18 protein-coding genes and 1 tRNA gene are annotated in these 19185 nt (G+C 62.7%); 3 read left to right on the top strand and 16 right to left on the bottom strand.

Going from position 1 to position 19185, the window contains the following annotated elements:
- Positions 1-249: 249 nt before the first annotated feature.
- The 10 genes from ABLV49_RS05120 to ABLV49_RS05075 all read right to left on the bottom strand — a co-directional run bounded on the left by ABLV49_RS05120 (position 250) and on the right by ABLV49_RS05075 (position 9519).
- Positions 250-1533, bottom strand: a complete 1284-nt coding sequence (locus tag ABLV49_RS05120) for a HupE/UreJ family protein (protein WP_349280537.1) — start codon at positions 1531-1533, stop codon at positions 250-252.
- The gene (locus tag ABLV49_RS05115; protein ID WP_349280536.1) at positions 1530-2711 is read right to left on the bottom strand and encodes a hypothetical protein; all 1182 of its coding nucleotides are present in this window, start codon (positions 2709-2711) and stop codon (positions 1530-1532) included. Before ABLV49_RS05115 ends, ABLV49_RS05120 begins: the two co-directional genes overlap by 4 nt.
- 141 nt (positions 2712-2852) lie before the next feature.
- Complete coding sequence (locus tag ABLV49_RS05110) at positions 2853-3104, bottom strand: hypothetical protein (RefSeq protein WP_349280535.1); 252 nt, start codon at positions 3102-3104, stop codon at positions 2853-2855.
- A 25-nt stretch (positions 3105-3129) separates the two neighbouring features.
- A complete protein-coding gene (locus ABLV49_RS05105; RefSeq protein WP_349280534.1) occupies positions 3130-4674 on the bottom strand; it encodes a DUF4331 domain-containing protein in 1545 nt (514 codons plus the stop codon).
- A 178-nt stretch (positions 4675-4852) separates the two neighbouring features.
- Positions 4853-5698: an NADPH-dependent 7-cyano-7-deazaguanine reductase QueF gene (queF, locus tag ABLV49_RS05100; protein ID WP_349280533.1), complete on the bottom strand. Its 846-nt coding sequence runs from the start codon at positions 5696-5698 to the stop codon at positions 4853-4855.
- A gap of 16 nt (positions 5699-5714) precedes the next feature.
- Positions 5715-6623: an alpha/beta fold hydrolase gene (locus ABLV49_RS05095; protein ID WP_349280531.1), complete on the bottom strand. Its 909-nt coding sequence runs from the start codon at positions 6621-6623 to the stop codon at positions 5715-5717.
- A gap of 76 nt (positions 6624-6699) precedes the next feature.
- Positions 6700-7476, bottom strand: coding sequence for a peroxide stress protein YaaA (yaaA, locus tag ABLV49_RS05090; RefSeq protein ID WP_349280530.1), 777 nt, complete (start codon positions 7474-7476; stop codon positions 6700-6702).
- Between the two features lie 94 nt (positions 7477-7570).
- A complete protein-coding gene (locus ABLV49_RS05085; RefSeq protein ID WP_349280528.1) occupies positions 7571-8392 on the bottom strand; it encodes a type IV pili methyl-accepting chemotaxis transducer N-terminal domain-containing protein in 822 nt (273 codons plus the stop codon).
- A gap of 209 nt (positions 8393-8601) precedes the next feature.
- Positions 8602-8727 (bottom strand): hypothetical protein, encoded by a 126-nt coding sequence (locus ABLV49_RS05080; protein ID WP_349280526.1) that lies wholly within the window; start codon positions 8725-8727, stop codon positions 8602-8604.
- Between the two features lie 45 nt (positions 8728-8772).
- A complete protein-coding gene (locus ABLV49_RS05075; protein ID WP_349280525.1) occupies positions 8773-9519 on the bottom strand; it encodes an IS5 family transposase in 747 nt (248 codons plus the stop codon).
- Positions 9520-9876: 357 nt separating this feature from the next.
- Here ABLV49_RS05075 and ABLV49_RS05070 point away from each other — a divergent pair, with 357 nt between their 5' ends.
- Positions 9877-11505 carry an IS200/IS605 family accessory protein TnpB-related protein gene (locus ABLV49_RS05070; RefSeq protein WP_349280523.1) on the top strand — a complete coding sequence of 543 codons (1629 nt, stop codon included), beginning with the start codon at positions 9877-9879 and terminating at the stop codon, positions 11503-11505.
- 106 nt (positions 11506-11611) lie between these two features.
- Here the strand turns inward: ABLV49_RS05070 and ABLV49_RS05065 are convergent, their stop codons facing one another.
- Positions 11612-12484 (bottom strand): type IV pili methyl-accepting chemotaxis transducer N-terminal domain-containing protein, encoded by an 873-nt coding sequence (locus tag ABLV49_RS05065; protein ID WP_349280521.1) that lies wholly within the window; start codon positions 12482-12484, stop codon positions 11612-11614.
- A 188-nt stretch (positions 12485-12672) separates the two neighbouring features.
- On the opposite strand from ABLV49_RS05065, the gene ABLV49_RS05060 reads away from it, so the two are divergent.
- Positions 12673-15612, top strand: coding sequence for a valine--tRNA ligase (locus ABLV49_RS05060; RefSeq protein WP_349280520.1), 2940 nt, complete (start codon positions 12673-12675; stop codon positions 15610-15612).
- A gap of 53 nt (positions 15613-15665) precedes the next feature.
- Here ABLV49_RS05060 and ABLV49_RS05055 read toward each other — a convergent pair whose 3' ends face one another.
- The 3 genes from ABLV49_RS05055 to cysM form a co-directional block, all read right to left on the bottom strand.
- On the bottom strand, positions 15666-15893 hold the full coding sequence (locus tag ABLV49_RS05055) for a sulfurtransferase TusA family protein (protein WP_349280518.1): 228 nt from the start codon (positions 15891-15893) through the stop codon (positions 15666-15668).
- Between the two features lie 72 nt (positions 15894-15965).
- Positions 15966-16499, bottom strand: a complete 534-nt coding sequence (locus tag ABLV49_RS05050; protein WP_349280517.1) for an NUDIX hydrolase — start codon at positions 16497-16499, stop codon at positions 15966-15968.
- A gap of 93 nt (positions 16500-16592) precedes the next feature.
- Positions 16593-17495: a cysteine synthase CysM gene (gene cysM / locus ABLV49_RS05045; RefSeq protein ID WP_349280515.1), complete on the bottom strand. Its 903-nt coding sequence runs from the start codon at positions 17493-17495 to the stop codon at positions 16593-16595.
- A 40-nt stretch (positions 17496-17535) separates the two neighbouring features.
- Here cysM and ABLV49_RS05040 point away from each other — a divergent pair.
- Positions 17536-17620, top strand: a tRNA-Leu gene (locus tag ABLV49_RS05040).
- Positions 17621-17685: 65 nt separating this feature from the next.
- Here ABLV49_RS05040 and ABLV49_RS05035 read toward each other — a convergent pair.
- Together ABLV49_RS05035 and galU are read right to left on the bottom strand one after the other, a co-directional pair.
- A complete protein-coding gene (locus ABLV49_RS05035; protein ID WP_349280513.1) occupies positions 17686-18249 on the bottom strand; it encodes a GDP-mannose mannosyl hydrolase in 564 nt (187 codons plus the stop codon).
- Entirely contained in the window at positions 18249-19148 is a 900-nt protein-coding gene (galU, locus tag ABLV49_RS05030) for a UTP--glucose-1-phosphate uridylyltransferase GalU (RefSeq protein ID WP_349281605.1), read from the bottom strand. The genes ABLV49_RS05035 and galU overlap by 1 nt, the downstream gene beginning before the upstream one ends.
- Between the last annotated feature and the right edge of the window lie 37 nt (positions 19149-19185).

Raw genomic sequence — 19185 nt, 5'->3', positions numbered from 1 at the left:
TGCAGCGGTGAAGATGGCCGCGAACGGCAAGGCTGGATGCCGGTTCCAGCCCGCAAGCCCCAGGGTCGGGCGTGCAGGAATCAGGCGGCAGCCCGAACTGTCGCTGGCTGAAAAAAGCAATCGGCACAACAGCCCTAACCCGAAAGAGAGCCACTTGCCAGCCTGATCAACACAGCGTATGAGGTAACAGCAATCAGGTATGCCATGGCCTGCGGCAAATCGCCGCAGCACAGCCTCGCGCGACAGCCATCAGCTGACCCGCTGCCAGAACCACCCGCCGGCCAGCAGCACCAGCACCGCCGAGCCGCCGCGTACCACCACGCGGCCGTACCAGGCCCTGCCGACCAGCGCCTGCGACACCAGCACCCAGCCCATCACGGCCGTCAGCTGGCCGGCTTCAACGCCCAGGTTGAATCCGGCCAGCGCCCAAGGCAGCAAGCCTCCGGGCGCGGCGGCTTCCTGCAGCAGTCCGGCAAATCCAAAGCCATGGACCAGGCCGAACAGCAGCGCCAGCACGTCAAAGCGAACCCCTTTGACCGGGTGCAGGTTGAGCAGCGCGGTCACGGCAATCGACAGCGCAATCACCGGCTCGACCCACAGCGGCGATGCCTGCGTCCAGCCGAAGGTCGCCAGCATCAGCGTGACCGAATGGCCCAGCGTGAAGGCCGTCACGGTGCGAAGCAGCGCCAACCAGGTGGCGCGGGAGGCATAAGCGGCCGTGGCGCCGGCAGCACTCGCGCGGGAGGCATAAGCGGCCGTGGCGCCGGCAGCACTCGCGCGCGAAACAACAAGCTGCGGCCGGCGCCGCAAGCTCAATTGCAGCGGCAGCACCAGCGCCAGCAAAAAAGCCAGGTGGTCGTAACCCTGCAGCAAATGGTGCATGCCCAGGCTGAAATAATCCCGCAGCGCCGACCAGCGGCTGGATGCCTGGGTCGTGCGTGCCTCTGCATTGCCTGCCTCTGCATTGCCGACATTGAGCAACAGGCTGCCCTGCTGGGGCGAGACGGTGCTGAGCAGGTCATGGCCATTGATGCGACCGGCCACCAGCAGGCGGTGGGTCGAATCCTGGTCTTTCAGCAAGGCATAGTCCAGGCGCAGCGCCTGCCCGGGCGGGCAGCGGGCTTGCGCCACGGCGCGGAAATAAACGCCGTCGCTGCGCCGCTCCAGGCCGTCGCCTTGCCAGGCCAGCCTGCACGCCTCTGGCCCGCCGGGCGGCGCATCAAGCCGTGCCGTCTGGTTGAGCAAGGCCAGCACCTGCGGCGTCGCGGCCTTGACTTCGCCCCAGGTCACGCTGGCGTCGGCATTCGCATCGATAGTCACCACCAAATCGAGGTCGCGCAGGGCGACCGCCAGCCCGAAGCTGAAATCCACCAGGCCGTCGGCGCCTGCCGATGCGGACGGGCTGGCCGGTGCTTCAAGCTGCCGCACGTCAAGATAGGCATCGCTGCCCTTGTGCGCCAGCGCCGGGCCGCACGCCAGCAGCAGCGTTGCTAGCCAGGACGCCCGCAGGCGTGTGCCAAGCGCGCGCATCATTGGGCGGCTTTCGGTGCGCCTGCAGCGGCAGATGAAAGACGTGCATCGCGCAGCCCGGCGGCGCTGATGGCGGTTTCAATCCGGGCCAGCGCGGCGCCGTCCCTGGCCAGCCGGGCGCTTTGCAGCGCCACCCACCAGTCGAGCGGCTCGCGCTGCAGCTGCAGGTTGTTTTGGGCAAGCGTCAAGGCGCGCGCGGCGTCCTCGTCGAGCCACAAGGCGATCAGGGCCAGTTCGCGGCCGTGCAGCGAAGCATCGTCGCCGCGCCGCTTCAACTCGTCCACCCGCGCCTGCAGCATGTCACGCGCTTGCGTCCAGCGCGCATCACCGAGCCGCTTCCAGGCGGCGCCGCGCCGCAGCAGCACGGCATCGGTTTCAGGCAGCGGCGCCAGAATCCGCAGCGCCTGCGCGGTCTGGCCGGTGCGCAGCAGTAGGTCGCTGAACGCAATCGCGGTGTATAGGTCATGCTCCGCCGCCAGGCTGCGCGCATACGCCTGGGCCGCAGCCGCATCGCGTCCCCAGCGCTCCTGGCTTTCCGCCAGCAGCGACAGCAGCCAGCTGCGCTGGCCGGCGTCTGTCGTCTGATCGATCAGCGCCTGCAGGCCTTGCACGGCCAGCTGATGCCGGCCCTGCAGCGATTGGGTTTCAAGCCGGCAGGCCTCGGCATACAGCGCCTGGCCGGCACGCGCAACGGCATCGCAGGCGGCCAGCGACTCTTTATAGCGGGCCGAAAGTCGCTCCAGCGCCGCCAGGTTCAGCCAGCCCTGCGCATGGCCGGGGTTGCGTGCCAGCGCCGCCGTGAGCACCGCCCGCGACGCGGCGAATTCATGCCGGCCCTGCTGCACCGTGGCCTGCAGCACGGCCAGCTCGGCCGGTGCGCCGGGCTGGTCCCACCAGGAACTCAGCGCTGCCTGCGCACGTCCCCAATAACGGGTGTCGCCGGTCTGCCGGGCCACGGAAATGTCTTCCCTGGCCTGCCTGGCCGCAGCGGCCGGATCGCCGGGGGCCGCACCCAGGGTAAAGGCGGTTGCCGACTGCGCCGGGCGGCTGCGCGTCACTGCGGGCAGCACTTCCAGCACCTCGTCATCCCGCAGGGGCTGCAGCGCGGTGGCGGCTACGGCATGGAGTTGCACGGCCGCCAGCAAACCTGCCAGCGCCATGGCGTTGAAAGATCCGGGCATGTTGAACGCTTTCCTGGTTGCGGCAATCGGGGAATGGACTGCATGCCGATAGGCTGGCAAACCGGCCAATGGCGAAAAATGAATGAAAAATGGCCCGGACATTGAAAGCTGTCAACTGCCGGGCCACCCTCCCCCGTGCTTTTATTGCAAAGGCCCCGGCTCCGAAGTGTCGCCAGTCGCCAGCGTCAGCGCATTGATGTCAATCGGCTCGGCGCTGTCGGCCGTGCCGGCAATCAGCTGGTTGAGGTACGCGACCACGTCGGTGATGGTCTGCGCTACAGGCCCGGGCGGTGGCGTCACTCCCCCGTGGTGCGAGCCGCCATCGCCGCAGCCGGCCAGCAGTGCGGCCGACAGCGCGGCGCCGGCCAGCCCTCTTGAATTGAGCTTGATCATGATGTTTCCTTTCCGGCCCAGATGCTTACTTGGCACCGGGAATCGGGGTGTTGAGGTACGGAAAGACCTGCTGGAAGTCGGTCGCGCTGGCGCGCACGCCATCGACGAAGGCCACGCCGCCGGCCGGTGCATCCGCAGGCTTGCAGCCGACTTTCAGCGCGTCGGTGTCGCCCGTCAGCACGCACAGCGCGCCCATGGCCACACGCAGCGAAACGTCCACCACATCGTCGCCCAGGCGGCGGCCGTTCGGGAAGCCGGCCGCGTCGCCCGCCGCCACGCCCAGCGCGTTCTGCGCGGCAGCCGGCTTGGCGGCAATCGAGGTGTTCAGGCGCAGCATTTCCGTCAGCGGCCCGCCCACGCCCAGGCCGGTGATGTTGGCCGGACGATTGACCGTCGGCAGGCCGGTCAGGAAGGCGGTCATCAGGTCGGTGCGCGGGAAGTTGGTCGGGGCCTTGACGCCAAACAGGGATTCGAGCAGGGCCGGCAGCGTCGGGTTCGTCACGTAGTCGGCAAAGTTCGTCGCGTCGTTGCGCGTGTCGGAGGTGAAAGGCTTGTTGGCGTTGAACTTGTCCTTGTCCTTCAGGCCGATGACCACCTCGTTGACCAGCGGCATGCCCAGGCGCGACACCTGCGTCCAGGCACCGCCGGTTTTTTCGCTGGCTTGCAGGCCCGAGGACGGCGTGCCATTGAGCAGGCGGCCCTGGCGCAGGCTGGCCGTGGTCCAGCCGCCGATGACTTTTTCACTGCCCTGCGTCAGGCAGGTCGCCGGCACTTCCAGCGCCAGCGAGGTCACGTTCTTGTCGTCCAGCTCGCCGAACTTGCCGGCCGCCGAGGCATTGGCCTCGCTGGTGATGAAGGCGGCCGGCGCATTGACCAGGTCGAAGATAGCGCCCAGGTTGACCGAGAACGCTTCCTTGCGCTGGCCCACGAACACCTTGCCGGGGCTTGCGCAGCCGGGGATGTTGATGCTCTGGATATAGGAATTGGCATAGCCTTCGTAGCTGTTGCCCGGAAAGGTCTTGGTGCCGATGTAGTCAATCGGCTTGCCGAAGGTGGTGCCGCCGCCGGCAGTGGTGACGGCCGCGCGCGTGCCGCTGCGGCGGTCGCCGCGCACCACGTTGAGCGTGAAGCTTTCGGTGTAGCTCAGCGGCGCATTGGCCGCGTTGGTGACCGCACCGGCCTGGCGCAGGGGAATCGACACGTTTTTTCCGCCAATGGGCAGCGTGATGCCTGCGCCGTTGCTGGCCAGTTCGTTCTTGAACCGGAACTGGAAGGTCAGATCTTCCTTGCCGTCGCCGTTGTTGTCAATATGAATCTCGTACAGCGCGTTCGGGTCCATTGAAAAATAATTGGGACCGCCATACGCATCCTGCAGCGGCAGATAGTTGGCAATCAAGGTGACATTGCCAGCCTTGCCCGCCTCGTAGCTGTTGAACATGTAGAAATCCGTGCCGTCCACCTTGGGGGCTGTGGTGATGAAAGGGGCTTCACGATGGCTTGACGCCATGGCGCCGCCGGCAGCGACCAGCAACAGGCAGGCCTTGGCGAGCTTCCCGATTTTCGTCTTCATGGTTGATCTCCTGGTTGAATGGGGTACAGCGGTGGCTGTACCCCATGGATACGCTAATGCGTCCCAACCGGATTCAAGACATTTCGTGCAATCTTTTGTGCTTCTTACCAGATTTATGAAGAAAATAAGCCGTTTGCGCAGACCAGCTGGGCATTAGAAGCTATCTTTTCAATAGCAATTATTGCCGCGCCGTGCGTACCGCGGCCGGCAAGGCCTGCGGATGGCTGGTGCGAAACGGACTGATGTCCAGCCCGCCACGACGCGTGTAGCGGGCATAGACCGTCAGCTTGACCGGCTTGCAGCGCGTCCAGAGGTCCATGAAGATGCGCTCGACGCATTGCTCGTGGAACTCGTTGTGGTTGCGAAAACTGACGATGTACTGCAGCAGGCCTTCCTGGTTGATCTGCGGGCCGCTGTAGGCGATGCGCACGCTGCCCCAGTCGGGCTGGCCAGTGACCAGGCAATTGCTCTTTAGCAGGTTGCTGGTCAGCACCTCGGTCACCGGCGGCTCGCCCCACACGGCGGTCAGCAAGTCGGGCGCGGGCGTGTAGCGCGTGCATTCCACATCCAGCCGGTCCAGGCTCAGGCCGTCGAGTTCGGCAACGTCCTCGCGATCGAACATCTCGGGCAGCAGCAGCTTGACGCCCACCGTCGAGGCCTGCGGCGCGCCGCGCCAGGCGGCTTCGCTGATGTCGGCCCGAAGCCGCGCCTGCACTTCGGCGGCGTCTAGAAAGCGGGTGTTGTTGAAGCTGTTCAGGTAGAGCTTGAAGGACTTGCTTTCAATGATGTTGGGCGTCTCGCAGGGCACGATGAACTGCGCCAGCGCCACCTGCGGCTTGCCGCGCGGGTTCAGCCAGCTGAGTTCGAACGCGGTCCACAGATCGGCGCCAAAAAAGATCGGCGTGTCGCCAACGCCCATCTCAAGCCGCTTGGCCAGGCGCGGAATCGGAAACAGCAGCGAAGCGTCGTACTGATCGACATAGGCGGACGATTTGCCCAGTTCGGAATGTTCAGGGGTGTTCATTTTTTCAGTTCCAATTTCATTTCCTGGAAGGGGCGGATGTGAAGTGCGGAATCAGCAAGGCCAGCAGGCGCTCGACCACGCCGGGCGGCAAATCATGGCCCATGCCTTCAATCCCGGCCAGTGTTGCACCCGGAATGCGCCGGGCCGTGTCTTCGCCGCAGGCCAGCGGCACCAGCGGGTCGGCCTTGCCATGCACCACCAGCGTCGGCACCTTGATGCCGGCCAGCTCATCGGCGCGCGTCCGGTCGGCCAGAACGGCGACCATCTGCCGCAAAATGCCGACCGGATAAAAGCTGCGACTGGCCGCCGTTCCCACAATGTCCCGCCACTCGGCATCACTCATGGCAAAACCGGGGCTGCCAATGGTCTTGAAGACCCGGACCGAATGCTCAATGGCCGCGTCCAGGCCTTTGCCGGGGCGGCTCATCAGCACGCGGGTGACTTCAGGCCGCGCCTCGGGCAGGCCGCGCGCGCCGCTCGAACTCATGATGCTCGTCAGGCTCAAGACCCGCGCGGGCGCCAGCAAAGCCAGGCGCTGGGCGATCATGCCGCCCATGCTGGCGCCGACCACATGCGCCTGGTCGATGTGCAGCGCATCGAGCACGCCCAGCGCGTCCAGCGCCATGTCGTGCAGGCTGTAAGGCGGCCTGATGCGCCAGCCGAGCCGGTATTTGAGCCCCGCCCACAGCACTTTCGGCTTGCCCAGCGCATCGAAATGCTGGCTCAGCCCGGCATCGCGGTTGTCGAAGCGCACCACCCGGTAGCCGGCATCGACCAGCGCCTGCACCATGGCCGGCGGCCAGGCAATCAGCTGCATTCCCAGACCCATGATGAGCAGCACCACCGGACGCGGCCGGCCCTGCGCATCGAAGGCGGCGCCGCTGTCCTCGACTTCGATGTCGATGCCATTTGCTCTTATTTTCATAGCTGCTTGCGCATGTGTGGCGTGCGCTAGATGGTTTATTGATCAAAATTTACCGGCAGCGGCCGTTCGTGCAGACTCAAACGCCCTGCCCGCGCCTGAACACCAGCCGGTCCATCGCCGACGCTGCGGCATCAAAACCATAGCCTTCAGCGTCAAAGCCCTTGAGCTTTTCAACCGTGGCCAGCCGGTTTTCAATAGCGTAGCGCACCATCAGGCCGCGTGCACGCTTGGCCATGAAGCTGATGATCTTGTACCTGTCGCCGCGCCACTCCTCGAACACGCAGGTCACGACGCGCGCTTTCAGCACCTTGCGGCTGACCGCCTTGAAATACTCCTCGCTGGCCAGGTTGACGATGACGGGCGATACATCGGCGGCCGCGCGTTCATTCAGGTAGTCGGCAATCTGCGCGCCCCAGAACTGGTACAGGTTTTTGCCGTACTCCGTCACCAGTGCCGTGCCCATTTCCAGCCGGTAAGGCTGCATCCAGTCGAGCGGGCGCAGCACGCCGTACAGGCCGCTCAGGATGCACACGCGGTCTTGCGCCCAGGCCAGTTGCGCCTCGCCCAGGGTCTTGGCGTCCAGCCCGGCATAGACGTCGCCATTGAAGGCGAGCGCGGCCTGCCTGGAATTGCTGGCGGTGAATGTCGGCGACCAGGCTTCGTAGCGCGCCACGTTCAGGCCGGCCAGCGCATCCGACAGCTTCATCAGGCTGCTGATTTCTTGCGGCGATTTGGCTTTCAGCACCGCGATCAGTTCGGCCGACTGGCGCTTGAACAGCGGCTGGGTGTGAGCGGCCACATGGGCCGGGGTGGCGTAGTCGAGCGACTTGGCGGGCGAGAGTAAAAACAGCATAAAAATAGGGGCCTTTAGCCCCTTATTTTCGCTGATTCGTTGCAGCGCTTGGCAGGCAGCCGGCAGGCGCCGGATGCAGCCTGGCGAGCGGCGCTCAGGATGCCGGATACAGCCCGGCAAACCGAATTTCGTTGTAGGACACCGTTCCCAGCAGTTCCTTGAGCGCGGCTTCGTACAGGCCGGTCAGGTTGTCCATGACTTCCAGAATGCGCTCGCTGGTGGTGGCCACATTGCGGCGTGCAACCAGCTTTTCCCTGGCGTTCAAGCCGATTTCGTACATCACCCACTGAAGGCGTACCTGCGCCAGACCCTGCTTGATGGCGGGGGTTGAAACCGGCGCGGCTTCCAGCGAGTCCAGCGCCAGGACAAATTCAGAACGCGCCGCGTCCAGTTGCTTGCGCATGGCCTCCGCATCCACACCGGCTTCCGCCAGCATGAAGGACTTGGCCATTTTTTGGGACAGCATGCGCTGGCGGCCGGCGATGTTGACGATTCTTGCGCTGCCCTTGGTCCGGCTCTCTATCGCCTCTGTCAGGCGCTCCGCACTGGCCAGCATCTGGTCGGCTGCTTTGTTGGCCTCGGAAAGCCGGCTGGCTGCGGGCGTACCCGCCACCAGGCCCGCCAGACGGTCAGCGTCCGCCTGGCACACGGCCAGCAAACCCGCCGTTTCAGCGGAAAATCCTGCACGTCCGAGTTCATTCAAGTAAGTCTTGACAATGCGCTGCGCTGTCGTCAACACGTCCTGCGACTGTTCGGGCTCCACACCAAGGACCAACTGGGCATACGCTTTGACCGTGCGCTGGGACAAGGCCCGCAGACGGCCCGCGCGGTTGATGGCCGTGGAGATCGCCAGGGGCTGCTGCGCCCATGCCGTCGCAGAAAAACCAAAACCATACAACAACGCTCCGGAGGACACGCAAGCCTTTAACGCAAGACGGCGCGGAGGATATGGCAGTTGGCAATTCCTGGAATGTGAAAACATAAAAATATTTCTTGTTAAAAAATGTATCTTGTAAAAACCGAAGCCAGTGTAGAGCTTGAAAATCGCAAGAGTATCTGGGTATTCACTCTTGATTTCATTGAGCTATGTGGAGAAGAAAGGCTGCACAGGGCTACCCGGCTAATTCAAGCCACGGCCAGTCCGCCGCTGCGCCCGGCCGGCTGACTGGCGCTGGAACAGTGGCTATGCACCGCGACATGCGGCAGGGCTTCGTAGTCAACCGACTTGGCGGGCGAGAGTAAAAACAGCATAAAAAATAGGGGTTGAAAACAACTCATTAGGCGCTGTTCGGAAAGTCAGTGGAGCCATTTCATGGTGCCGGCGATGTGCACAAAGCCCAGAAACGTGACGTCGAGCTTGTCAAAACGGGTGGCCACACGGCGAAAGACCTTCATGCGCTGGAAAAGATTTTCAACCAAGTGTCGCGCCTTGTAGCGATGCCGGTCCAGGACGCGCTGCTTTTTGCGGTTGACCCTCGAGGGGATGATGACCTGCATGCCTTGCGCTTGGGCACTTTGCACAATCGTGTCCGAGTCGTAGGCCTTGTCAGCCAGAAGGGCCTTGGCCTGCAGCCCGTCGAGCAATTCGGGCACTGGCTTGGAGTCATGCCTTTGGCCCGGGGTCAGCACAAAGCGCAGCGGGTTGCCCAGCGCGTCGCAGACGGCGTGAATTTTGGTGTTGAGCCCGCCGCGCGTGATGCCAATGGCCTGCGGGCCGCTGGTCTTTCGGGCGCCTGCTGAGGACTGGTGCGCCCGGCAGCAGGTCGAATCCACCATCACCTCTTCCAGGTCGGGCTGCTGCACGCCCTGGAAAAAGCGCTCGAAATGGCCTTTGCCGCACCAGTAGGCGTAGCGCTGGTACACCACATTCCACTTTCCCAGCTGCTCGGGCAAGTCGCGCCAGGCAGCGCCCGTGCGGGCCATCCACAGAAGGGCATCGAAAAACGTCCTGTGCGCCCCGCCGGGGCGACCCTTGCAAGGGGGCATGAGCGGCTCGATACGCTGCCATTGCGCATCGGTAAAGGTGTGGCGTGCGGGGGTCATTCTGGCCAAATCGGATGATTAGACCGCATCAATATCTGGGCCTCAAACTTTCCGAACAGCGCCTAATTTATAGATAAACATAGACAGACGGTACAAAATATTCCCCATGAAATTAAATGTCCGGGCAGAGTGGCAAGGCATCCGTTACAAAACGGCGTGGCGCATGTGCAAAGCCAAGACGTTGCCAGTACACGCCGATCAAAAAGGCGATCTGGACAGGCCGTTATCACGCCTGAGCGAATACGCAGTAGCCAACAAGATGATTGACTGTCGATGCGGCCGCTGCTTCAGGCCTGAAGGGGCGCGGCAAGGAACGATGGGCCAGGAATCGGGCGCAAAAAGCGCTCGATGCAATTCATGAGTGAGCGCCCCGTCTTCACTTACCAGACCCGTCCTGCACTCGATGCAGCGCAGGCGGTGGCGCTCGATGCGTATGCCGAACTGTACGGGCGTGCCGAGCGCAGTCTTTTTGCCGCCCTGCAGGCCGGTGGCAAGCTCAACGATCTCAAGCGCGATTTCTTGCCCCGGTTCGGCATCACGGCCCGCCAGTTCAATGCGCTGCGTATTGGGCTGGAAGGAAAAATTGATTCAATCAAAGAGCGCAGACCCGAGCTGATTGCCGAGGCGCAAGCGCGCATCAAAAAAGCGCTCAAGGTCATTGCCAGGCTGACGGGCAAAGCGCCAGGCAGCGACAAGCTGCATCAGAAAAAGCGCCGCCTGGTCCTCATGCAATCGCGCCTGTCGGCCATGCAGGCCGATCACGAATCGGGCAAGACTCGCTTGTGCTTTGGCAGTAAAAAGCTGTTTCACGCGCAATTCGAGCTGAAGGCCAATGGCTACGACTCACATGAAGCATGGAAAAAGGACTGGGCGGCCGGGCGCTCCAGCCAGTTCTTTGTATTGGGCAGCAAGGATGAGTCAGCAGGTTGCCAGGGCTGTCAAGCCACGGTCGCCGACGACGGCAGCTTGAAGCTGACCTTGAGACTGCCCGATGCCCTGTCCAGTCAGGACAAGCGCCTGGCGCTCGCCGGCATCCGGTTCGCTTATGGTCACAGCCAAATTGTGGCCGCACTGGGCACCAGCCAGCGCATCACGGCCCAAACCAAGGCCGGCGTGGCAATGGTCAAACGCACGGGCACCGCGTTGAGTTACCGCTTCGTGCGCGACGCCACAGGCTGGCGGGTGTTTGTCAGCGTGCAAGCTCAAGCGGTCAAGGTCAACACCAGCGCAGGCATGGGTGCGATGGGCGTGGATGTCAACGCCGACCACCTGGCAGTCGCTGAAACAGACCGTTTTGGCAACTTGATTGCCGCCCAGCGCATCGACTTGCACACCTATGGCAAATCGGCGGACCAGGCCAAGGCGCTGATTGGCGATGCGGTGGGCGCCATCGTCATGCACGCCCGAACGAACGGCAAGCCCGTCGTTATCGAGAAGCTCAATTTCCAGAAAAAGAAGGCCGAGCTGGAAACGGTCAACCGCCAGCAGGCCCGAATGCTGTCAAGCTTTGCCTGCAACAAGGTGGCCAGCAGCATCAAGTCAGCCGCCTTTCGCGCCGGGGTCGAGGTGATTGAAGTCAATCCGGCCTACACCTCCGTCATAGGCGCGGTGAATCACGCACAAAAGAAAGGGATATCGGTTCATCAGGGCGCGGCTTTGGCTATCGCCCGAAGAGGTTTGGGTTTGTCCGAGCTTTCGGCTGTGCCGGTGGGTCTTGTGCCCACGGCGAACGGCGGCCATGTCACCTTTGAGCTACCTGAAAGGAATCGCTCGAAGCATGTATGGTCGTTCTGGTCGAAGGTTCGCGCGAACCTCAAAGCAGCGCATGCAGCGCATTACCGGTGCGGGGATCATCAAAAAGACCCGCCACCTTTGACTCCGGCAACGCGGTCACTGGGTGCCATCTGGTCTTCCACGGCGCAATTCCGTGGTGCGAATCGTCAGCACAACTGTTCGGCTGACGTGCTGGGTGACGTTCCATGGTAGAGAAAATCTTCCCTGGAATGCTTGTCTATGGTTTTATGAACGGCCTTGAGCCCCTTACTTTCACCCTGCCTGTTGAGCAGGCTTCCCCCTTCCTGATAGCCGGCGGCTACAGCGCCGCGTACTGGACGGCCGGGTAGGCCATGCTGCCCAGCAGTTCCTTGAGCGCGGCGTCGTACCCGCTGGTCAGGTTGTCCATAATCTCCAGCATGCGTTCGCTGGTGGTGGCCACATCGCGGCGTGCCGTGGCCCGGCCCTTGCCATCAAGCGCGCTTTGGTAAAACATCCATTGCGTGCGCGCCTGCTGCAAATCCTGCTTGATGGCAGCGGTGGAAACCGGCGCCGCTTCCAGGGCGCCCAGCCCGGCGGTGAATTCACCGCGCGCCGTGTCCAGCTGCTTGCGCAGGGGCGCCGCATCCTGGCCGGCTTCGATCAGCATGAAGGACTTGGCCATTCTTTGCGACAGCATGCGCTGGCGGCCTGCGATATTGACGATTTTTGCGCTGGACTTGCCGCGATTTTCCAGCTCCCCAGTCAGGCGGTCGGCGCTGGCCAGCAGCTGTTCGGCGGCCTTGTTGACATCAGCGAGCCGGGCGGCTGCGGGCGCACCGGCCACCAGGCCCGACAGGCGCCCGGCGTCGGCGACGCACACGTTCAGCAGACCGGCCATGTCGGCGGAAAATCCGGCGCGGCCAAGCTCCGTCAGGTTGGTCTTGACAATGCCCAGCGCGGTCGCCATCACATTTTGCGCACGGTCGGGCATCACGTCGAGCACCATCTCCGCATAGGCCTTGGCGATGCGCTGGGACAAGGCGCGCAGGCGGCCCGCGCGGTTGATGGCCGTGGACAGCGCCAGCGGCTGCTGCGCCCATGCCGGCGCGTCAAAGCCGAAAGCGCACAGCAGCACGCCGGAGGCGCAGGCTTTGATCGCCAGGCGGCGTGGAAGATGGGGCAGGTTGCGATTCCTGGGATGCGAGGCCATAAAAAATAATCCTTGTTGAAAACCCGTGAAATTGTAGGGCGTCAAGCCGGCCAGGTTTTATTGGATAACCAGCTTTTGACCAGGAACAGATATGTGCGCGAGAGGCTTGGGGAAACGGCAAGGCCGCATCCGTCGAATAAAATCAGGCTTGCTCCAACACCCCATTCAACCCAAGGCGGCATCCTGCGATGCCGTTTTTCATTGCCCCCATGACTGAAGCTGCCACCCCTACACCGCCCAACCCTGCCACCGACACCGCCCCGGCAATCCCTTCCACGCCGGGGCTGGACAGCCTGGCCAAGTCGTTCGAGCCGGCCGACATCGAGCGCCGCTGGGGTCCGCTGTGGGAGCAAAGCGGCCAGTACGAGCCGACGCTGGACGAAGCCAAGCCGTCGTTTTGCATCCAGCTGCCGCCGCCCAACGTCACCGGCACGCTGCACATGGGCCATGCGTTCAACCAGACCATCATGGATTCGCTGACGCGCTACCACCGCATGAAGGGCGACAACACGCTATGGGTTCCCGGCACCGACCATGCCGGCATCGCCACGCAGATCGTCGTCGAGCGCAAGCTGCAGGGCGAAGAAGGCAAAACCCGCCATGACATGGGGCCAACGCCCGCCGAAGCGCGCAAGAATTTCGTCAGCAAGGTCTGGGAATGGAAGGAAGAGTCCGGCTCGACCATCACGCGCCAGATGCGCCGCATGGGCGACTCGGTGTCGTGGAAGCATGAATACTTCACCATGGACCCGAAGATGTCCAAGGTCGTTACCTCGACCTTCGTGCAGCTGTATGAGCAGGGCCTGATCTACCGGGGCAAGCGCTTGGTCAACTGGGATCCGATTTTGAAATCGGCCGTGTCCGACCTGGAAGTCGAGAGCGAGGAAGAAGACGGGTTCATGTGGCACATCCGCTACCCGCTGGCCGATGGCAGCGGTTCGATTACCGTGGCCACGACGCGGCCCGAAACCATGCTGGGCGACGTGGCGGTGATGGTGCATCCTGAAGATGAGCGCTACAGGCACCTGATCGGTAAATTCGTGAACCTGCCCCTGTGCGGCCGAGACATCCCGGTGATTGCCGACGATTACGTGGACAAGGAATTCGGCACCGGCGTGGTCAAGGTCACGCCCGCGCATGACACCAACGACTATGCGGTCGGCCAGCGCCACAAGCTGCCGATCATCGGCGTGCTGACGCTCGACGCCGCCATCAACGACAACGCGCCCGAGAAATACCGGGGCCTGGACCGCTTCGTCGCCCGCAAGGCCGTCGTCGCCGACCTGGAAGCGCAGGGATTTCTGGTCGAAGTTAAAAAACACAAGCTGATGGTGCCGCGCTGCACCCGCACCGGCCAGGTGATTGAACCGATGCTGACCGACCAGTGGTTTGTCGCCGTGAACAAGGTCTCAAGCCAAGACCCAACCGGCAAATCCATCGCCCAGAAAGCGATTGACGCCGTGGACAGCGGCGCGGTCAAGTTCGTTCCCGAGCAGTGGGTCAACACCTACAACCAGTGGATGGGCAACATCCAGGACTGGTGCATTTCGCGCCAGCTCTGGTGGGGCCACCAGATTCCGGCCTGGTACGACGAGGATGGCAAGGTCTATGTCGCCACCGACGAGGCCGCCGCGCAGGCCCAGGCGCCCAGCAAGACCCTGCGCCGTGACGAGGACGTGCTGGACACCTGGTATTCATCGGCGCTGGTGCCCTTCTCTTCTTTGGGCTGGCCTGAAAAGACCAAGGAACTGGACCTGTTTTTGCCGTCGAGCGTACTCGTCACCGGTTACGACATCATCTTTTTCTGGGTTGCCCGGATGATCATGATGACCACGCATTTCACCGGCCAGGTGCCGTTCAGGCATGTGTACATCCACGGCCTGGTGAAAGATGCGCAGGGCAAGAAGATGAGCAAGTCCGAAGGCAATGTGCTCGACCCGGTGGACTTGATCGACGGCATCGAGTTGGCCCCGCTGCTGGACAAGCGCTCGCAAGGCCTGCGCAAGCCCGAAACGGCGCCGCAGGTGCGCAAGAACACCGAGAAGGAATTCCCCACTGGCATTCCCGGCTACGGCGCCGATGCGCTGCGTTTCACCTTTGCCTCGCTGGCCAGCCTGGGCCGCAGCATCAACTTCGACAGCAAGCGCTGCGAAGGCTACCGCAACTTCTGCAACAAGCTCTGGAACGCCACGCGCTTCACGCTGATGAACTGCGAAGGCCAGGACTGCGGCCTGAACGAACACAGCAAGGAACAATGCGCGCCCGGCGGCGAGTTTGAAAACTATCTTGATTTCTCGCAGGCCGACCGCTGGATTGCCTCGACCATGCAGCGCGTCGAGCTGGACGTGGCCAAGGGCTTTGCCGAGTACCGCCTGGACAACGTCGCCGGCAGCATCTACCAGTTCATCTGGGACGAGTTCTGCGACTGGTATCTGGAAATCGCCAAGGTGCAGATCCAGCAAGGCAACGACGCGCAAAAACGCGCCACGCGCCGCACGCTGATCCGCACGCTGGAGGGCATTCTGCGGCTGGCGCATCCCTTGATTCCGTTCATCACCGAGGAACTGTGGCAAAAGGTCGCGCCCGTCGCTGGCAAGGCCGGCCCGTTCATCGGCATCGCACCCTACCCGCAAAGCCAGCCCGAAAAGATCGATCCGCAGGCCGAAGCGCATGTCGCCAAGCTCAAGACGCTGGTCGATGCCTGCCGCAACCTGCGCGGCGAAATGAAAGTGTCGCCCGCCACGCGCTTGCCGCTGCTGGTCGTGGGCGACGGCGACTTCATCAACGCCGTGTCGCCAGTGCTCAGGTCACTGGCCAAGCTCAGCGAGGTCAAGCTGTTCGCCACCGAAGCCGAATGGGTCGCCGCCGCAGAAGCCGCGCCCGTGGCCGTGGTGGGCGATGCGCGCGTCTGCCTCTACATGGAAGTCGATGTGGCGGCGGAAAAAGCGCGCCTGGGCAAGGAAGCCACGCGGCTTGAAGGCGAGCTGGTCAAGGTGCAGGCCAAGCTGGCCAACGAGACCTTTGTCGCCAAGGTGCCGCCCGCCGTGCTGGAGCAGGAACGCCGGCGGCTGGTCGAGTTCACGGCGACGCTGGAGAAACTCAGGGAACAGCTGGCGCGTCTGAAATAACCCAGCGCCGGCACTGAACGCGCCCGGCCGGGCGACTGCAAACCTGCCGTGCGTCAGCGCCGTTTCAGCACATGAATGAACTCGTTGCCGACGGTTTGCTGGTCCACCAGTTCATTGCCGGTCTGCTTGGCAAACGCCTGGAAATCGCGGGCCGAGCCGGCATCGGTCGAAACCACGCGCAGCAACTGGCCGCTCAGCATGTCGGCGAGCGCTTTTTTGGCCTTCAAGATGGGCAGCGGACAGTTCAGGCCGCGCGTGTCGAGTTCTTTGTCGATGTTCATGGGTTTCCTTGGGGATTGCTGCTATTTTAGGCAGCAAAACGCCGCGTCAGCCACGCTTGGTAACGAGCGCATTCAGTGCGGGTTTTCGCCCCAGGGCATGAATTCCGGCACATGGCCTCGCGTGCGCAGCCAGTCCGCCAGCGCGTAGCCGGTCCCGGCCGGCCAGCACTTGAGCTTGTCAAAGTCATACAGCTTGAATTCCGCCAGTTCAGGCGACAGCCTGACCTCTCCGGTGCAGACCGCATGGTAGGCAATGATGATCTGGTTCATGCGCTGAAAGTCATACACGCCGATCAGGTCCAGCGATGCCGTGTCCAGGTTGGTTTCTTCCTTGATCTCGCGTGCAATGCCGTCCTGCGGGGTTTCGCCCGCTTCCATGAAGCCGGTGATGAGGGCAAACATCCGGCCCTCCCACGCCGCATTGCGCGCCAGCAGAATCTGGCCTTCATATTCGACAACCGCCGCCAGCACCGGCGTCGGGTTGTTCCAGTGGGTGAAGTCGCACGCCGGGCAGCGCAGCCGCGATTTCTCGCCGCCGTCTTCCATTTCCGAGCGCATGGCCAGCGGCATCGCGCAGTTCGGACAGAACCTGAATTCGTGAGTCATGGCTGGCAGGCGACTAGTCGCTATTTTTTTTATAGCTGTACATGCCCGTACAGCGTGCGGATATGGCCAATTTTGTTATGAAAAATGCCAAACTCATGCCGGAAACACGCCGGTGGACAGGTAGCGGTCGCCCCGGTCGCAGACAACGAACACAATCACGGCGTCTTTCACCGTCTTGGCAATCTCCTGCGCCACCCAGCAGGCGCCGGCGGCCGAGATGCCGGCAAAAATGCCTTCCTCGCGCGCCATCCGGCGGCACATGTCCTCGGCGTCAAGCTGGCTGACGAGCACCAGTTCATCGACCGCGCTGGGGTCATAAATCTTCGGCAAGTATTCCTGCGGCCATTTGCGGATGCCTGGAATGCGCGAGCCTTCGCTGGGCTGCGCGCCGATGATCTGGATGGCGGGGTTTTGCTCTTTCAGGTAGCGCGATACGCCAGTAATCGTTCCGGTGGTTCCCATGGCGCTGACAAAATGCGTGATTTTTCCAAAGGTATCGGTCCATATTTCAGGGCCGGTGGTTTCATAGTGAATGCGCGGATTGTCCGGGTTGGCGAACTGGTCCAGCACCCTGCCCTTGCCTTCTTGCTGCATCCTGTCGGCCAGGTCGCGGCAATACTCCATGCCGGCGCTCTTGGGCGTCAGGATCAGCTCGGCGCCAAAAGCCTTCATGGTCTGGGCGCGCTCGATGCTCAGGTCTTCCGGCATGATCAGGATCATGCGGTAGCCCTTGATCGCTGCAGCCATGGCCAGCGCGATGCCGGTGTTGCCCGAGGTCGCCTCGATCAGCGTGTCACCCGGCTTGATGTCGCCGCGCTCCTCGGCGCGCCGGATCATGGACAGCGCTGGTCTGTCCTTGACCGAGCCGGCCGGGTTGTTGCCTTCGAGCTTGGCAAGGAGGATGTTGCCGCGCGCGGCGTTGTCGGCAGCGGCAATGCGCTGCAGGGCGACCAGCGGTGTTTTTCCAACCGCGTCTTCAATAGTTTGGAATTTCATAGCCCACACTGTGCCATAATTTAGGGCTTCGCTTCCGCTAGCCCGGGTGGTGAAATTGGTAGACGCAGGGGACTCAAAATCCCCCGCCGAAAGGCGTGCCGGTTCGATTCCGGCCCCGGGCACCACATTTAAAAAGCCGTTTCTGTTCAATCAGAAACGGCTTTTTTGTTGCCTGCGCGCTCAGGGCTGATCAAGCATAGACAGCATTCGAGAAATTTTCCAGCCCCCAGGCCGCATACGGCCGAACGTAAGGGTGCACCAACGGGTTCTGTGCAGCATCCCCCAGCGGCAGCCACTGCCACGCGCTGTGCTGCTCGCCCACGGGCAACTTGAGAAGTGCCAATTCGGCCCAAGTCAGCGGCAGCCAGTGCGGCAGGTTCACGTAGTGGGTTGACATGCTGGCGTTGAAGGCGCTGTCGGCATAGAAATGATCCCATGCGCCCATCAGCCGGGCTTTGCTCAACACCTGACTGCAAACATCCAGAGTCAAGCCCAGTTCATCGTGCCCCACGCGCAGCATGGCCTGGGCCAATGCTTCGTTCTTGCGGATGCGCCCGCCCGGCGTGAACCACCAGCCACGCGCCGGGGCGTTGATACGCTGGCCCAGCAGCAACTGGCCGTCAGGGTTAGTCACCACCCAATCGACCGATACCAGCGGCAGCGCCGCTACGGCTGCTGCAAACTCGCTTGCGGGCAGTTCCGGTGCAATCACTGCATCCGCCGCGACTGCACCGCTGACCATCGAATCACTCATCAAGCCGCAGTCTGGATGCTCGCGGCGCGTTGCTGCAAAAAGGCAGCAAACTCAGTATCCAACTCGGGGTGGCGCAAGGCAAAGTCCACCGAGGCTTTCAGGTAGCCCAGCTTGCTGCCGCAGTCGTAGCGCACGCCTTCGTACAGGTAGGCCATCACGGCGTTTTCCTTCAGCAGTGCCTCGATGCCGTCAGTGAGCTGAATCTCGCCGCCTGAACCGGGGTTCAGGTTGCGCAGCTTGTCAAAAATGCGTGCGTCCAGCACATAGCGCCCCACCACACCCAAGTCAGAAGGTGCTTCTTCCGGAGACGGTTTTTCGACGATGCCGCTGATGGCAAAAGCCTGCCCCTGGCTGCACTGACGCGCTGCGTCCCCGGCCACCACGCCGTAGGAGCGGGTTTGCGCAGGCTGAATGCGTTCTACCGCCACCACGCTGGCCTGATACTGTTCGTAAATCTGGAGCATCTGGCGCAGCACCGGCGTCGTCGCATCCAGCAAATCATCGGCCAGCAGCACGGCAAAAGGCGCGTTGCCCACCACGCTTTCGGCGCACAGCACCGCATGGCCCAGACCGAGTGCTTCAGCCTGGCGCACATAGATGCAGTTGACGTGTGCGGGCTTGATTTGCTGTACCAGTTCCAGCAGGTCATTTTTTTGACGCTTGACCAGCAGGCTCTCCAGTTCCCAGGAACGATCAAAGTGGTCTTCAATCGAGCGCTTGCTCTGGCTGGTGACAAAAATCATCTCGGTGATGCCGGCGGCGGCGGCCTCTTCCACCGCGTACTGGATCAGCGGCTTGTCCACGATGGGAAGCATTTCCTTGGGGCTGGCCTTGGTGGCCGGCAAGAAACGGGTGCCGAGGCCGGCAACCGGAAAGACAGCTTTGGTGACTTTTTGAATGTTCATAGGTTGTTGCTTTCGGTAGTGAAAAAGGAAT

This window comes from Polaromonas hydrogenivorans, assembly GCF_040105105.1.
GTDB classification, from domain to species: domain Bacteria; phylum Pseudomonadota; class Gammaproteobacteria; order Burkholderiales; family Burkholderiaceae_C; genus Polaromonas; species Polaromonas hydrogenivorans.
This window is presented reverse-complemented; position numbering and strand designations above follow the sequence as displayed.

What these genes read in the sequence shown, in the direction of transcription:
- ABLV49_RS05120 (WP_349280537.1), bottom strand. Translation starts at nt 1,533, where the DNA reads ATGATGCGCGCGCTTGGCACACGCCTGCGGGCGTCCTGGCTAGCAACG.
- ABLV49_RS05115 (WP_349280536.1), bottom strand. Translation starts at nt 2,711, where the DNA reads ATGCCCGGATCTTTCAACGCCATGGCGCTGGCAGGTTTGCTGGCGGCC.
- ABLV49_RS05110 (WP_349280535.1), bottom strand. Translation starts at nt 3,104, where the DNA reads ATGATCAAGCTCAATTCAAGAGGGCTGGCCGGCGCCGCGCTGTCGGCC.
- ABLV49_RS05105 (WP_349280534.1), bottom strand. Translation starts at nt 4,674, where the DNA reads ATGAAGACGAAAATCGGGAAGCTCGCCAAGGCCTGCCTGTTGCTGGTC.
- queF (WP_349280533.1), bottom strand. Translation starts at nt 5,698, where the DNA reads ATGAACACCCCTGAACATTCCGAACTGGGCAAATCGTCCGCCTATGTC.
- ABLV49_RS05095 (WP_349280531.1), bottom strand. Translation starts at nt 6,623, where the DNA reads ATGAAAATAAGAGCAAATGGCATCGACATCGAAGTCGAGGACAGCGGC.
- yaaA (WP_349280530.1), bottom strand. Translation starts at nt 7,476, where the DNA reads ATGCTGTTTTTACTCTCGCCCGCCAAGTCGCTCGACTACGCCACCCCG.
- ABLV49_RS05080 (WP_349280526.1), bottom strand. Translation starts at nt 8,727, where the DNA reads ATGCTGTTTTTACTCTCGCCCGCCAAGTCGGTTGACTACGAAGCCCTG.
- ABLV49_RS05075 (WP_349280525.1), bottom strand. Translation starts at nt 9,519, where the DNA reads ATGACCCCCGCACGCCACACCTTTACCGATGCGCAATGGCAGCGTATC.
- ABLV49_RS05070 (WP_349280523.1), top strand. Translation starts at nt 9,877, where the DNA reads ATGAGTGAGCGCCCCGTCTTCACTTACCAGACCCGTCCTGCACTCGAT.
- ABLV49_RS05065 (WP_349280521.1), bottom strand. Translation starts at nt 12,484, where the DNA reads ATGGCCTCGCATCCCAGGAATCGCAACCTGCCCCATCTTCCACGCCGC.
- ABLV49_RS05060 (WP_349280520.1), top strand. Translation starts at nt 12,673, where the DNA reads ATGCCGTTTTTCATTGCCCCCATGACTGAAGCTGCCACCCCTACACCG.
- ABLV49_RS05055 (WP_349280518.1), bottom strand. Translation starts at nt 15,893, where the DNA reads ATGAACATCGACAAAGAACTCGACACGCGCGGCCTGAACTGTCCGCTG.
- ABLV49_RS05050 (WP_349280517.1), bottom strand. Translation starts at nt 16,499, where the DNA reads ATGACTCACGAATTCAGGTTCTGTCCGAACTGCGCGATGCCGCTGGCC.
- cysM (WP_349280515.1), bottom strand. Translation starts at nt 17,495, where the DNA reads ATGAAATTCCAAACTATTGAAGACGCGGTTGGAAAAACACCGCTGGTC.
- ABLV49_RS05035 (WP_349280513.1), bottom strand. Translation starts at nt 18,249, where the DNA reads ATGAGTGATTCGATGGTCAGCGGTGCAGTCGCGGCGGATGCAGTGATT.